Origin of the sequence: Niallia laureatilytica (genome assembly GCF_046613985.1) — a bacterium.
Taxonomy (GTDB): Bacteria; Bacillota; Bacilli; order Bacillales; family Cytobacillaceae; genus Niallia.
This window is the reverse complement of sequence record NZ_JBKKHP010000001.1, coordinates 26918-40992: the sequence shown is the minus strand read 5'-3', so window position 1 is coordinate 40992 and position 14075 is coordinate 26918. Positions and strand designations below refer to the sequence as shown.

Below are 14075 nucleotides of genomic sequence, written 5' to 3'. Positions count from 1 at the left end.
AAGATAATCCTTCACCAAAATGGTGAAGGATTTTTTTCTTCCTCCTTTACATCTTTTTTCCATTATTGGAGATGATATTTACTAACAGGATTACGCCAGGAGGGATTAAATTGAGAAAAGAACTATTGTTCGCCTTCACCGCATTTTTTTTCATGTCACTAAGTGCGATCACAGGGGCCTACGCATTGGAAAATGAAGAGCAGGAAAAGAATGTGCTTCAAGAAACAAAAGACATAAATGGTGATGGAAAACAGGAAACTATTGGCTTAAACGGAATTCTTTCAGAGGAAGAGAATGACTTTTATACAAGACTAACGATTCAAATAACTGACAGCAAGGAGCAAAAGTCAGTACAGGAGGTAGATGGCGGATTCAACCCACAGTTAGAACTGATCGATTTGGATGGTGATGGAACGGATGAAATGTTCTTAACACTAGCTGAAAATGAACGAGGCAGCAAAAAGAGATTTGCGATTTATGATTACGACGGCACGAAGATAAGGGAAGCTTCCATTCCAGAATTACCTGTGATGACAAGCAGCTTTAAGGAAGATTATAAAGCAGAGCTAGTGATTGAAGGGATAAAAACCTATAATTTTGATTTATATGAGCGAAAAAATACATATGAACAATTAGGCTTATATCAAAATGGGCATTTGAATGAGTCTACAGAGCTGATTATCAGTCCGTTCTCCCAATTAAAGCCTTCGAGCTATAAACAAAAATTAACACTAGAAGGCAAGCAAATGATTAGCGGCATAGCACCTGTCGATAAAATAGCATATTTGGAGACAGTGTGGACGAACAAAGATAACACTTGGAAATTAGAAAAAATAAAAGTAAAAGAAATCAGCAAAAAATAACAGAGAACTGTTCATCCGAAAAGGGAGGGTGGATGAACAGTTTTTTATACGCAAAAAATAATCTTTCGAAACCCAAACTAATTTTTATGATAGTATATTATATATACATCTAATAAATTAGCAAGAAGGGATATAGAATGTCATTTTATCAAATGTTAGTGTCAGCTATTATTGGCGGAACACTTTTTCAATTGCTTCATCTGCCGTTAGCATGGCTTCTCGGAGCGATGATCGGCACAATAGCCTTTATTAAACTCACCAAGCAAACTCCAAAACTTCCTTTCTCCTTTCGCACTTATGCACTGATTCCAATCGGTTATACAATCGGAGAAAATTTCAATAAACAAACACTTATGGATATGGTTACACATCTGCCATCTATGCTGGTATTGACCATATGTTTAATTCTGTTCAGTCTGCTGCTTGCAGTTGTGACGAATAAACTCACACACAGCAACCTGAAATCAACGATTGCAGGCAGTATCCCTGGAGGATTAACACAAATGGTGGCGATCAGCTCAGAAATTAAGGGCATAGATCTTACTGTCGTAACTATCATTCAAGTCAGCCGTATCATGACAGTGGTTATGCTAGTTCCTTTTATCGTTTATAGTCCGATTTTCCATGCAGGAAGCACAGCAGTAGCAAGTGCAAATGCAGAAGGCGTAAACTGGCTGTTTCTGTTCTTTCTAGTCATTTCATATGCAGCTGGGGCAGTTGCAAAAAAATGCAAATTTCCAACTCCCTATATGCTAGGACCGCTTATCATCATTGCTGGTCTTTTGCTTATTGGCATGGATGTACCGGCAATTCCAGTGCCAGTCATTGCTGCAGCACAGGTAATGATGGGCATTGATTTAGGCATGCAGATGAAATTCGGCGAAATCGAGAATAAACCGCGATTCTTAGCCATTTCAATTATTTCTTCGATCGTACTTGTTGGTTTTTCCTTCGTTCTGTCCGCCATTTTACTGGGGATAGAAGAGAATATATCGCTATTAACCGCATTTATCGGCCTTGCTCCAGGAGGAATGGCGGAAATGGCCTTGCTCGGGCAGGCAGTTAAAGCCGATTTGACGATTATTACCACATATCAATTGTTCAGGCTTTTGTTTATATTATTTATAGTCCCGCTTATTATGAGGAAAGTTTTCCTGTTTGTGGAAAGAAGGCAGGCAGCAAAAGTAGTTATAAAATAGTTAACAGCAACTAGACATTAAAATTTATGTCTAGTTTTTTTGTTTATGAGAAGCGCTTTCATTATATAAAAAAGTGAATCAATAAGATTCGTTTAAACATGTAATTTAACTAGAAAAATAAAATAAATGATGCAATGAATCTATGCTAAAGACAATATTATAGAAACAATTAAAATAAAAATAAATGATCAGCTAAAATTAAATTAAAATTTAGCACAAACAAACAATTATATATAAAAACAGTAGAAATAATTTAAGAAACTATAAGTAAAAATTTTTATTCTGTCTCACTATCTAAAGTATACTTTAATTTGAGACAGAATTTTTCATAATTGTAATTGCTTGTTATAATATATATTATGTAAACTAGAAAAAATAAAAAAAGAAAACTGGCTTTTCATTATTTTAAGATGCTTTTATATCTTCTCTTCTGGCATACTAATAACAATACAACTTTCACCAAGGAGTTTATACATGCTAATACATAAATTTCTACCTGCCATCAAAAGGCTTTCTGTTCATCAATCACTTACAAAACAAGATTTATTGACAGCTTCATTCCAAATTGGTGCTGAAAATGATCTTGTCATGTATTATGCACCACATAATGATTATGTAAACAAGCAAGCGATTATTATTATTGTCGGAATTACTCCTGGCTGGCTTCAAATGAAAAACGCTTATGAAGCTTTCCTTTCGTACGAACAAATGAGCTTAACGGAACAACTAAAGCTGACGAAGGAATATGCAAGCTTTAGTGGATCGATGCGCATCAATTTAATTAATATGCTCGATGAAATCGGACTGCAAACGGAACTAGGCTTAAGCAGTACTGCTGAGCTGTTTGCAGAAAAACGGAATTTGCTTCATACTACCTCCCTTCTTAAATATCCAGTATTTTATAAAGAGCAAAATTATACTGGCCATAATCCATCAATGACACATGCTAAGCTCCTTCATCCTTATATTAACACTGTGTTTCCGGAGGAATTACAGCAGCTGCCTCAGAGCTCTTTAATCATTCCGTTAGGAAAAAAGGTTGAGGAGATGATGAAGAAGCTAGTGTCAGCTAATAAGATTAAGCAGCCGTATCTTTCCGGCTTCCCTCACCCTTCTGGTGCAAATGGTCACCGTTTAAAGCAGCTTATACAGGAAAAAGCTAGACTCATGGAAGAGCTTGCTGGCTGGTCTGAGACTTTTAAAAAAGACAACAGCCGCTACTAATGCTAGCGGCTGTTGTCCTATGTTTGCTATTTCCACGAATTGATCAGTAAGTCAGCATGCTTCGTTAAATTTTTTGCTGCCTCATCTGAAATATTTTTAGCTTTTACGCCCTTCTCTATCTGGTCCTTATATTTCTCCAATGCTTTAACTGCTTGCTTCTTATTGCTTTTTTCCTTGTGTTTTATAGCCTGCGTATAGCTGTTTTCTAACTGTCCGTACAGCTTGCCTGATAGTTCTCCCTTATCTTTATAATCCTTCATTAACTGACTAAGCAAAGCTTCTAAACCAGGTGTTGTGAACGTTGGCACTGGCACTTGTGACCAATCTGTATCACTTGCAAAATAGAAGCTAGTATAAGTAGGCTGATTATAGGTTGTGCTTTGTCTAGCTACACCTGTGCGGTATTGAACATCATGCATTAGTGTATAAAGCTTTCTGTCAGTCACTTCTGTGCTTTGATAGATTCTGATCGCAGAGCTGTCTGTTGTGCGGACTAGCAATTCCTCACGCCAGTCGCCAAATATGTCAGCTACAAGCGATGGATTCCCCTTTGTGCCATTATTCGTTCTCGTTCCTTCTAGTGTCAGAAGTCTGCCATTCTTCCAGTCTTCAATGGTCGGTGTCACTTCAAGAGCTCCGTCGACTATTTGAGTTGTCATATTGCCTGCCCATTTAATACTCATATTCGTACCTGGTCCAGCATCTCCGATTTTTTCTCCTTTTGCCGTATATAAGCCGACACCTGTGTTGGCCCATGTCTCAAGCCCAGGCTTTGTTGGGTCGATATCACCAATCATCCCTCTGCCTGTATCTTTACCTGTATAACCGCCATAAATAACTTCACCTGTCTTAGCATCCCTTAAAGTGTAACCGTACGGTGCACTCGTTGCCCCTTCATGCACCATGTATATTTCCAAACCAGGACGCTCAGGATCGATATCGGTGACATGAAGAGCGTCACCGTGTCCGAGTCTTGCCGTTGTTCCAGGTGAAGCACTTCCTTCAGGCATTACATCTGTAGAGCTGTACAGTAAAGAGCCGTTATCGTCAATCGTTGCTGCCCCATAGACAATTTCCTGCTTGCCGTCTGAGTCCACATCAGCCATTTCCAGAGAATGGGCCCCTTGTGTTGTTAATGTGCCGAATTCTTTATTGGTGCCATCCTTGCCATGAGGACTGTCATTGAACGGGTTAGACATTGGTGTCCAGCCGGAGTCGACATCCCATTTCTTCTTCAAATGCTTCCCATCCCAGCTGTAGGAAACAAGCGTTGTTCTTGTATAATAGCCTCTAGCAAACACAGCATATGGCTTTTTACCGTCAAGATAAGCTACTCCAGCAAGAAAGCGGTCCACACGGTTGCCAGGCTCAATGCGCGCCATCGCATAATCGCCCCACATTAAGCCGTCATCATGGCGGTCTGTTTCATAATGGATGGTTTCCAATTCCTTCCCTGTAGCTCCTTCAAATACAGACAAATATTCAGGGCCTTCAAGAATGAACCCTTCAAAAGTCCTTAAATCATTACGTGTGCTTCTGCTTGGTGCGTAAACATCCATGAAATAATCAACAAGACTTTCTGCGTCCTGTTTTGATAGTGGATAACTGTATTTCTTTTCGATGCCAAAGGCCTCTTCTAAGCTTTTAGGCCAATTGCCATTAACAACTTCTTCATGCTGATGCCAGTTTCTAAACATTTTTACTAAATGATCATAATAATCTGCAGCACTCATGCGATAATCATCTTTATTGCTGTAGCCTGCCTTTATATCGCTTTTAGGCATCGTAATGTATTTTTCTGATGTAATATTGCCGTTTTTATCATAACGAATGACTTTCGTTCCCGGAGCAGTCTTAAACATTAACTCTGCTTTGCCGTCGCCATCAAAATCATACACCGACATTTGTGTATAATGCGCTCCTGCTCTTATGTTCACACCAAGGTCAATTCTGTACAGCAGCGTGCCATCCATCGTATAAGAGTCGATATACACATTGCCTGTATACCCTTTTTGAGAGACATCTTTAGAATTAGACGGATCCCATTTTACGAAATATTCATATTGCCCGTCGCCATCGACATCACCCACACTCATATCATTGGCAGAATATGTGTATGTTTCGCCTGCAGGCGTTACCCCGTCCGCTGGTTTTTGCAAGGGAATATCATAAAACTGGTCAGCCCATGGACGGACTGAAGCACTTTCATCGACTTCTTTCCCGTTCACGACTGCCCTTACCTCATAAGCAGACGAAGCACTACCAGTTTTGTCGAGAAAATTGGTGCTGTCACTAACGGTTGCGATTTTTTTGTTATCGCGGTATACATGGAAGGATGCTCCCTTCATCCCATTTTTTGTGTAGCCTGTCACCTCTATTCTTAAAAGTCTCCAGCTGAGGAAGTTGCCTTCAGAAGTTTGCGCTGCTGTTAAGCCTCTGTCTAAGTATTCTAATTGCACTTTAGAAGAAGTATCTGTAGATTTGTGAGCAAAAACACTGCTTGTATCAACAAAAAGCAGCGGCAGCACCGCTGCAGCACAAAGTGCCTTTCTCATATAAGAAGAACCTTTCCAAGACATAAGCTACACCTCTTTTTAATTTTTTTGTAAACCTTTTCATTTTATTTTAAAGGAAGAACCTTGCATACGAACAAGGCCCCCTATTAAAATCTATTACTGACAATCTTGCAAAAATTCTGCGAGACAAAGAATAGCTAAAGATTGACCATACGGCATCGCGGTAATTCGAATATCCTTATAAAACTGGAGCGTATCTCCCATTCCAGTGCCGACAGAAACTTTTTGCAGCACTCCCTCGCTGTTTATTTCTCCTCTGAGTGCTTCAATCGCCTTATAAGCAGTTTCTCTGTACATTTCAGACACATAGCCCTTATGAACAGCCTTTAAAATGCCATAGGCAAACCCTGCAGAAGCAGACGCTTCTAGATAAGAGCTGTTGTCATCAATTAACGTATGCCACAGCCCACCCTCATTTTGCCAATGGTGCAATGCTTCAATTTGTCTTTGTAAAGTCTCTAGAAGAAAGGATGAGAAAAAATCATCTTCCTGCAGCCCGAGAATATCAATTAATTCTGGGATAGCAATGGTGATCCAGCAGTTTCCCCTTCCCCACAGCGCTTCTGCATAATGATGATTGCCCTCAAACGTCCATCCGTGAAACCAAAGACCAGTTCGTCTGTCTGCTAAGTATTTAATATGAATGAGAAATTGCTTTTTTGCTTCCTCGATATAATCTTGTCTGTTTAAGAGCATGCCGATTTTCGCAAGGGGCAGCACGGTCATCATCAGCGTATCATCCCAAAGCTGATTTTTGTTTTCAGGCCCGTATGTCATATGCTGCAGTCCATCTTCCTTCGTCCGCGGCATCTCCTTCATGACCCAATCAGCCCATTCTTGCAAATGAGGCAAGTAGTCTTGATTTTTCGTATCTTCATATAAACAAGCAAGTGTTAATAGTGGTGCCATCGTATTGACGTTTTTCGGCGGGACTCCCTCTGTGAATCTTGCAGTAAACCAGTCATGAATAATCTGCAATGCTTTTTCGTCACTAGTCAGCTTCCAATATTGATAGATACCATATAAGCCGACTCCCTGCGGCCAATTCCAAACATGCCAGCTTTTATCATCAACGATTAATCCATCGAAATTCAGTAAATATTCACCAGTATCATCCTGTATTTTCGTTAAATTGTTCATTAACAGCTGGATTGTTTCTGTCACCTGTTTTTTATCTGCTGCTGTAATATTTGCCATTTGACCATCTCCTTTACTGATTTTGCTGCAAAATGCCCATTTCCTCAAATAATGCTGCTGCCTGTTCATAAGGAATGGCTGCAACCAATGGATCTTGAATAAAGGCATTAAAGAGGAGCTGATTGTCCATTGTTAACACCGCCTTTAGGACTGCTTCTTGGTTATGAACATGCCTGTTAACCATATTGGCAACATCAAGTGGCAGGTCTTTTGTTAAAACAGGCTGGACGCTGTTTCTGCGGATTAGAGCATTTGTTTCGACGATAGCATGATTAGGCAGATTTGGAATTTGACCTAGATTCGGAAAGTTGACGTTTGTCACTAGTTCCTCCAATCCAAGCAAAGCAAGGAGAATTTCCACCCCTTCTTCACCAGACGGCTCTAGGACGACTTTTGTATCACCAGTAAAAGCTTGTTCATTTTCGGTTATTTTCCGCGCTTGGTCTTTTACGCGAAAATCGACAGACGTTAAATGGAACTTCCAGTCATGAACTGTTTCAGGATTCTTTAAATAAACTGGCGGCATAAATTCGGCAAGATGACGATCGCCTGCTGCTGCAATAAGTCCGTATTTTTTAAATAAGTCAAATTTCACACGATTGCTTGAGCTGAATACACTTTCCTCCCATTTTCCTTGTTCTTTTTCGTATCCTGTTTCGGCATACTTCTCAGCAAACTGCTTATATAGGGGGAATAAGTCAATATTTTGATAAGCGGCCTCATTAAGCCATGTAAAGTGATTGATGCCTGTTACACTCACTTGGATGTCTTTGCGGTTTTTCACGTTAACATTTAGCATTTCACCAACCATATCTGCTAGCAAATGCTGTGTTTCAAACACTTCATGGCAGCAGCCGATCGCTTTAATTGCTGGAAACACCTCATATAAAGTGCGGGTGCATAAGCTCATCGGGTTTGTATAATTGATTACCCAAGCATCCGGACAATGCTTACGTATTTCGGCAGCGATTTCCACAAACATTGGAATCGTTCTGACAGCGCGTCTAATACCGCCTGGTCCAACCGTGTCCCCAACAGACTGGTATATTCCGTACTTCTCTGGAAGGTGAACATCCTTTGCCATATCTTCAAAAGTCCCTGGCAGGATTGAGATAATCACGAAATCTGCTCCCGTAAGAGCTTCCTCGATTGCAGGTACTGCTTCGTACTTCCATTTGCCAGTTGCATCAGGATGATTCGTTATATAGGTGCCGATTTTTTCATTTGTTTTTGCAGCTTCGAGATTAAGATCATAAAGGGCCACTGTTCCTGATATTCTTGACTCGAGGGCAAGATCATACATCAATCTTCTGGCCCAGCCTTGCGAGCCTCCTCCAATATAGGCTATTTTAATATCATCGGCCTGTAGTTTATCCATTTGTAATTCCTCCTTTAATACAATTGCAGAATTCGATATTCATAGTTTCCGAGCTTCCATTCACCTGCAAGTATTTCCTCTTGTGTAAGGCAGTCGACTGCTTTTTGAGGAATGCTGACAGTCCCTCCGTTGCCGTCCATATTGACAATAACCCAATATTTTTTGCCATTCTGGTCTCTTGGAGCGATAATTGTTCCTTCTGAAGCGGTTATCTCTTGCTGTACTCCAGCGAGGCGTGCATATGTTGTGATGATTTCTGTCAGCATCCTACTCCCCGCATCACCGAGCGGCAAGGAACCGAGCATCACTATCATGCCTTTGCCGAGTTGTCTTTCTGTCAAAAAAGCTTTCCCTGAAACTAGCCCGCCCTTTATAACACCGACAGCCTTTGCTTCCTGTACATCAAAAACAGAGCTCCACAGCCCTAGTGGCGCAGTATGACCGAAGGCTTCTCCAACAGAACCAGTATCTTCAATCGGGAAGGTGAAGGCTGTCTCTACTCCTGCCAGCTTCTCAAGACTTCCTAAAGCTGCATCTGTATGTATCGTATGATGCTCTGTTCTGCCGCCGCTCAACGGGCCGACAATCCATATACCTCCCGCTTCAACAAATGCTTGTGCTTTCTTAATAAATTCATCTGAGAGATGATGAACAAAAGGAGTAACCAACAGTTTATAGCCGTCCAGCTCAGCTCCTTCCGGCAAAAGGTCGCGGTGGAGGCCTGATGCTAAAATATACTTGTAGAAATCCGTGATTAATTCCTTATAGTGCAAGCCTTTATGCGGTTCTGTGTTGAAGAATATCTTGGCTTTATCGGAATAAGTAAGCGCAATTTCTGCCTGCATTGGGGATGTTTCTGTCAAGATTGGTTCAATGGTGCGCCTTGCCGTTTCTGTTTCCAAAACTTCTTCATACCCGACCGTTGGTTTCCCCCAGGCGCTGATGACAGAACCATGGGGCTGTTCGCAGCCTGCTCTTTGCTGACGCCACAACCAATAGCAGAAAGCTTCTCCGCCTAATGCGTAGGCAGCCACTGCTTCTGCTTTTAAATAACCTTTTGGGTGGGGCTTCGCATAGCTTTCAAGCGATGCACTGTAGGAGGGACTTGTTTCCATAATCCAAAACTCCTTGCCTTTTTTCAGGTTTCGCCATAGATCACAATTGAACAAATATGAGTAATACGAATTGGCTGGCGCATATGTGTCAAAGGAAGCAAAATCAAGGTTTTGAAAGAGGCGTTCATTGTCGACAGCGAACATGACGGTGCTGTTATGGGTGATTGGTGCTTGTGAATGCTCGCGGATAATTGCTGCTTGTTCTTCTGCAAATTCGGCAATTGCTTCCGTTGAGAAGATTTGATACATCGTCTTTAATGATGAATTATGCAAAAATGGCACGGGTCCAGGCTGCGGAACTTGGGCAAAGCTGTGATAATACTCACTCCAAACATGTGTTCCCCAATCGTGATTTAAGCACTCAATCGAACCATAGCGCTGCTCAAGCCACTGATGCCAAAGCTGTCTGCAACTGTCACACATACATTCTGCTACATGGCATTTAAACTCATTATCAAGCTGCCAGCCGATCAGCCCAGGCATCCCGCCAAGTGCTTCTGCGATTTTCTTTGTGAGAATGGCTGCTCGTTGTCTGAAGTATAGATTATTGGTGCAAACATGCTGGCGAGAGCCATGAATCATTGTTTGCCCATTTTGCTCGACATACATGCGCTCAGGGTGTTCATAAGACATCCAAATCGGCGGTGTTGCAGTCGGTGTACACATTACCGTCTCAATACCATTGTCATACAGACGTGCAATGATGTTTTGAAAGAAACTCAAGTCAATTGCTCCTTCGGTCGGCTCCATTTTTGACCAAGCAAATTCACCGATTCGAACGACATTGATGCCAGCTTCTTTCATAAGCACAATATCTTCTGCTATCGTCTTTTCATCCCAAAGCTCTGGGTAATAAGCCGCGCCATGATACAGTTTTTTCGCCATCTTAGCTATCTCTCCAATCTAATCTCCGTCTTTTTAATGAAGTTTTTTAGCTCCAGCGGTAATTCCATGATACCCTCTATAAGGAGTCTGCATATTTCCACAGCACCTGACGAGTGAAAATGCGTGTCATCTTGCAACCCGCTTGGATAATTTGGATGCTCGCCTGCAGTCAGCCAGACAAATAGTTCCTTTGACGCTTCTGGACCGAGAGATTCATACAGTCCTTTCGTTTTAATATGCATATCAATCAAAGGAACCGCTAATCTTTTCGCCAATTGCCGCATAGCGTCTGGATAATCCCCCAGCGTATCAAGCAGTGTTCCATCTTCGCTGAACTTCCGTCTGTTTACAGATGTTAAAAACACCGGAAACGCGTTCTTCGTATGTGCCAAGGCCGCATATTCGGCCAGACAAGCCTGATAAGAGGTATATGGCTCGGTTCCATATGACTTTTGATCATTATGGCCGAACTGAATAAATAAGTAATCACCAGGCTGGATTCTGTCTTGAATCGAAAGAAGCCTGCCTTCCTCTATGAAGCTGTTAGAGCTTCTGCCACCCATCGCTTCATTGCAGACTTCGATTTCCTCTGTAAAAAAATCCTGCAGCATTTGTCCCCAGCCTGCCATCGGGGCTTCAAATGCTGGACAGGTGGCTGCTGTTGAGTCACCTGCTATAAACAAGCGGATACTCTTATCCTTCACGCTTTGCTGCCTCCTATTTTTAAGAGATTCAAACTACTCCGATTTTATGCGTAAACACGATTCGTGCTTTTTATTAACTGGGAAAGGTACACAAGTGCAAGGCCTTGTCCCCAGCCATGGATCCGTTTGAACGGTACTCCTTTGTAGCCGTCTATATCATCCATAACAGCAGTTCCTGCAGAGACATTCATTACCTTTCCGTCTTCTGTTATGTGTTCAAGGATGGATGCAATTGATTTCTGTGTGTATTTGTTATAAAGAGAGCCTCTTGACAAAAGCGCTGCTGCAATACCACAGCTGCCTGACACTTCTAAATAAGAAGTGCTGTCTGTCAAAACGGTGTGCCACAAACCTGATTGATCATCCTGCAGTCTTGCTAACGCACTCAGCTGATCCCTTAAAGAGCCGTCAATGATCATAAAGGATGGATGTGTCACATCAATTAGTTCAAGCGCTCTAGCCATCGTCAGAGCGGCCCAGCCATTACCTCGGCCCCAATAAATACTGGACATATGGTTTTTCGCCATATTATCCCAACCATGGTAATAAAGATCAGTAACTGGATCTTGAAGCAGTTCTTCATGACCATGAAACTGCTTAAGCCCATCCTCGAAATATTCCTTGTTTTCTGTTAGCTTGCCAATCCGCAGCAGGAAAAGTCCAGCCATCATCATCGTATCGACCCATGCTTGTTCATGGAACACATACGTAGTCGAATTCACAGTATGCTGGAGAATTCCGTCACCGAAGCGCTCCGCGTCATTCCTCAAGTATTCTGCTAGTTGGATCGCTGTGTCTAAATAGCGTTGATCATTTGTGCCGGCATATAAGCTCAGCAGAGCATGACCCATGGAAACACCGTTAACAGACAGCTTAGGTAATCCATCCTCTAATCTTTCGTCCATCCAGTTTTTCAATAAATGAAGATATTCCTCCTTGCCAGTTACCTCATATGCTTCGGCCACTCCATAAAAGGCAACTCCTCCTGGCCAATCCCAATTAAAGTCCATTTGAAACGTCTTATTCACTACAGCATCTATCGCATCAAGAATGCTGCTTTCATCAAAAACAAGTGCTGGCATAATTTCACTCCTTCCATTATTTCAATCCGCTTGTGCTGATACCTTCAACAATATACTTTTGGAACAAGAAGAAAATAAGTACTACAGGCAGCAGGGACACAACACTCATAGCAAACATTCCGCCCCAGTTGGAGGCTGTTTCCGAATCTAGGAAAAGCTTTAAGGCAAGTGACACAGGATATTTCTCTGGACTGTTTAAATACAGAACAGGATTGATTAAGTCTTCCCATTTCCAGTAAAAAGAGAAGATACCTGCAGTCGCCAGAGCTGGTGTGATTAACGGCAAAATAATGCGGTAGAAAATGCTGAATCTTCCGCAGCCATCGATTCTTGCAGCTTCATCAAGCTCCATCGGGATATTGCGGATAAACTGGACCATTAAGAAGATAAAGAATGCATGCCCGAAATACTGAGGAACAACAATCGGCTTAATAGAATTGAGCCAGCCTAACTTCGCAAAAATAATATATTGCGGAATCATGATAATTTCGTGTGGAAGCATCATCGTTACCATCATGCAAGCAAACCAAAATGCCTTCCATTTAAATTGAATTCTGGCAAAACCGTAGGCTATCAATGCGGATGATGCAACCGCTCCGATTGTAGATAATACAACAATCACAAGGGAGTTTTTAATAAATACGCCAAAAGACTGTCCGGCAATCCCTTCCCAACCTGCTGCGTAATTGCTTAAAATAAACGGTTTTGGTATCAGAGAATGGGCGGTGATGAACACTTGTGAGCTTTCTTTAAAGGAGCTCATTAACAGCCAGATAATCGGATATAGCATCACCAAGGCGAATCCGCCTGTTACAAGATGGTAAATCCACTTTTTTGCCTTCAAACGAGGATTTTTATATGATACACCCGTATTTGGCATTAGCGGGCCTGTATCTTTAGTGGCGGTTTTCATGTAAATCAATCCTCCTTCGATTCGTAATGAACCCAAAATTTAGACGTTTTGAATAAGATCAGCGTCAAAATACCGACAATAACGAGAAGCACCCATGCCATGGCAGAGGCATAGCCCATCTGGAAGAAATTGAACGCTTTTTGGAATATATACAGGGAATACAGAAGCGTGCCATCAAGCGGTCCGCCTTCCCCTTTTGTGATAATATACGCTGGGGTGAATGTCATAAAGGCTGAAATAGTCTGCATTACTAGGTTAAAGAATATTATCGGACTTAACAGCGGCAAGGTGATTTTAAAGAAAACTTGAAATCTGTTGGCGCCGTCAACATTCGCTGCTTCATGGTAGGAAGGCGGTATGTTTTTCAAGCCTGCCAAAAATATCAGCATGGATGAGCCGAATTGCCAGATCGCAAGAAAAATCAATGTCCATAACGCTTTAGTCGGATCTTGATACCAAAGGATTTTTTTATCGATTCCAAAGAAAAACAACAAGGCATTCAATGTACCTTCATTGCCGAAAATATTTCTCCACATGATTGCTACTGCAACGCTTCCGCCAATGATGGAAGGCAAGTAGAACAATGTTCGGTACAGACCGACTGCTCTGGATGCTTTATTCAAAAGCATTGCCACAATTAACGCGAATATCAGTCTGAGCGGTACTCCTGCAAACACATACGTAAAGGTTACCTTCAACGATTGCCAAAACTTATCATCACCTGTGAACATTTCCTTGAAATTATCGAGACCAACCCACACAGGGGTGGAAAATAAATCGTAGCTTGTAAAGGATAAGTACAAGGAAACGGCCATTGGGATGATGGTAAATGCCATAAAACCGATGATGAATGGGGATATAAATGCATAGCCTGCTAAATTTTCACTTAACTGCCGCTTTTTCATGCCGTTCAACTCCTCTGCGGGCCTTTAAGAAACT

The 14075-nt window shown here is 41.7% G+C and carries 11 protein-coding genes; 3 read left to right on the top strand and 8 right to left on the bottom strand.

Annotated elements, in window-relative coordinates:
* Positions 1–110 precede the first annotated feature (110 nt).
* The 3 genes from ACLIJJ_RS00205 to ACLIJJ_RS00195 all read left to right on the top strand — a co-directional run bounded on the left by ACLIJJ_RS00205 (position 111) and on the right by ACLIJJ_RS00195 (position 3286).
* Positions 111–863, top strand: a complete 753-nt coding sequence (locus tag ACLIJJ_RS00205; protein WP_251646057.1) for a NopRA1 domain-containing protein — start codon at positions 111–113, stop codon at positions 861–863.
* Between the two features lie 137 nt (positions 864–1000).
* Positions 1001–2062: an AbrB family transcriptional regulator gene (locus ACLIJJ_RS00200; protein WP_411228685.1), complete on the top strand. Its 1062-nt coding sequence runs from the start codon at positions 1001–1003 to the stop codon at positions 2060–2062.
* Positions 2063–2536: 474 nt separating this feature from the next.
* Positions 2537–3286 carry a hypothetical protein gene (locus ACLIJJ_RS00195; RefSeq protein ID WP_251646059.1) on the top strand — a complete coding sequence of 250 codons (750 nt, stop codon included), beginning with the start codon at positions 2537–2539 and terminating at the stop codon, positions 3284–3286.
* 26 nt (positions 3287–3312) lie between these two features.
* Here ACLIJJ_RS00195 and ACLIJJ_RS00190 read toward each other — a convergent pair whose 3' ends face one another.
* The 8 genes from ACLIJJ_RS00190 to ACLIJJ_RS00155 form a co-directional block, all read right to left on the bottom strand.
* Complete coding sequence (locus ACLIJJ_RS00190) at positions 3313–5865, bottom strand: rhamnogalacturonan lyase (protein ID WP_411410405.1); 2553 nt, start codon at positions 5863–5865, stop codon at positions 3313–3315.
* A gap of 93 nt (positions 5866–5958) precedes the next feature.
* Positions 5959–7059, bottom strand: coding sequence for a beta-galactosidase BglB (bglB, locus tag ACLIJJ_RS00185; protein ID WP_341076878.1), 1101 nt, complete (start codon positions 7057–7059; stop codon positions 5959–5961).
* A 13-nt stretch (positions 7060–7072) separates the two neighbouring features.
* Entirely contained in the window at positions 7073–8437 is a 1365-nt protein-coding gene (locus tag ACLIJJ_RS00180; protein ID WP_285854778.1) for a family 4 glycosyl hydrolase, read from the bottom strand.
* Between the two features lie 14 nt (positions 8438–8451).
* Positions 8452–10437 (bottom strand): beta-galactosidase, encoded by a 1986-nt coding sequence (locus ACLIJJ_RS00175; protein ID WP_411410404.1) that lies wholly within the window; start codon positions 10435–10437, stop codon positions 8452–8454.
* A 5-nt stretch (positions 10438–10442) separates the two neighbouring features.
* On the bottom strand, positions 10443–11141 hold the full coding sequence (locus ACLIJJ_RS00170; protein WP_411410403.1) for a rhamnogalacturonan acetylesterase: 699 nt from the start codon (positions 11139–11141) through the stop codon (positions 10443–10445).
* Positions 11142–11185: 44 nt separating this feature from the next.
* On the bottom strand, positions 11186–12223 hold the full coding sequence (locus tag ACLIJJ_RS00165; RefSeq protein WP_233313833.1) for a glycoside hydrolase family 88/105 protein: 1038 nt from the start codon (positions 12221–12223) through the stop codon (positions 11186–11188).
* Positions 12224–12239: 16 nt separating this feature from the next.
* The gene (locus ACLIJJ_RS00160) at positions 12240–13013 is read right to left on the bottom strand and encodes a carbohydrate ABC transporter permease (RefSeq protein ID WP_396953809.1); all 774 of its coding nucleotides are present in this window, start codon (positions 13011–13013) and stop codon (positions 12240–12242) included.
* A 128-nt stretch (positions 13014–13141) separates the two neighbouring features.
* Positions 13142–14041: a carbohydrate ABC transporter permease gene (locus ACLIJJ_RS00155; protein ID WP_233313834.1), complete on the bottom strand. Its 900-nt coding sequence runs from the start codon at positions 14039–14041 to the stop codon at positions 13142–13144.
* Positions 14042–14075 lie beyond the last annotated feature (34 nt).

Bases quoted from the DNA above. Each gene is read 5' to 3' on its own strand.
- bglB (WP_341076878.1), bottom strand. From the start codon at position 7,059: ATGGCAAATATTACAGCAGCAGATAAAAAACAGGTGACAGAAACAATC.
- ACLIJJ_RS00175 (WP_411410404.1), bottom strand. From the start codon at position 10,437: ATGGCGAAAAAACTGTATCATGGCGCGGCTTATTACCCAGAGCTTTGG.
- ACLIJJ_RS00180 (WP_285854778.1), bottom strand. From the start codon at position 8,437: ATGGATAAACTACAGGCCGATGATATTAAAATAGCCTATATTGGAGGA.
- ACLIJJ_RS00155 (WP_233313834.1), bottom strand. From the start codon at position 14,041: ATGAAAAAGCGGCAGTTAAGTGAAAATTTAGCAGGCTATGCATTTATA.
- ACLIJJ_RS00195 (WP_251646059.1), top strand. From the start codon at position 2,537: ATGCTAATACATAAATTTCTACCTGCCATCAAAAGGCTTTCTGTTCAT.
- ACLIJJ_RS00200 (WP_411228685.1), top strand. From the start codon at position 1,001: ATGTCATTTTATCAAATGTTAGTGTCAGCTATTATTGGCGGAACACTT.
- ACLIJJ_RS00190 (WP_411410405.1), bottom strand. From the start codon at position 5,865: ATGTCTTGGAAAGGTTCTTCTTATATGAGAAAGGCACTTTGTGCTGCA.
- ACLIJJ_RS00160 (WP_396953809.1), bottom strand. From the start codon at position 13,013: ATGCTATATCCGATTATCTGGCTGTTAATGAGCTCCTTTAAAGAAAGC.
- ACLIJJ_RS00165 (WP_233313833.1), bottom strand. From the start codon at position 12,223: ATGCCAGCACTTGTTTTTGATGAAAGCAGCATTCTTGATGCGATAGAT.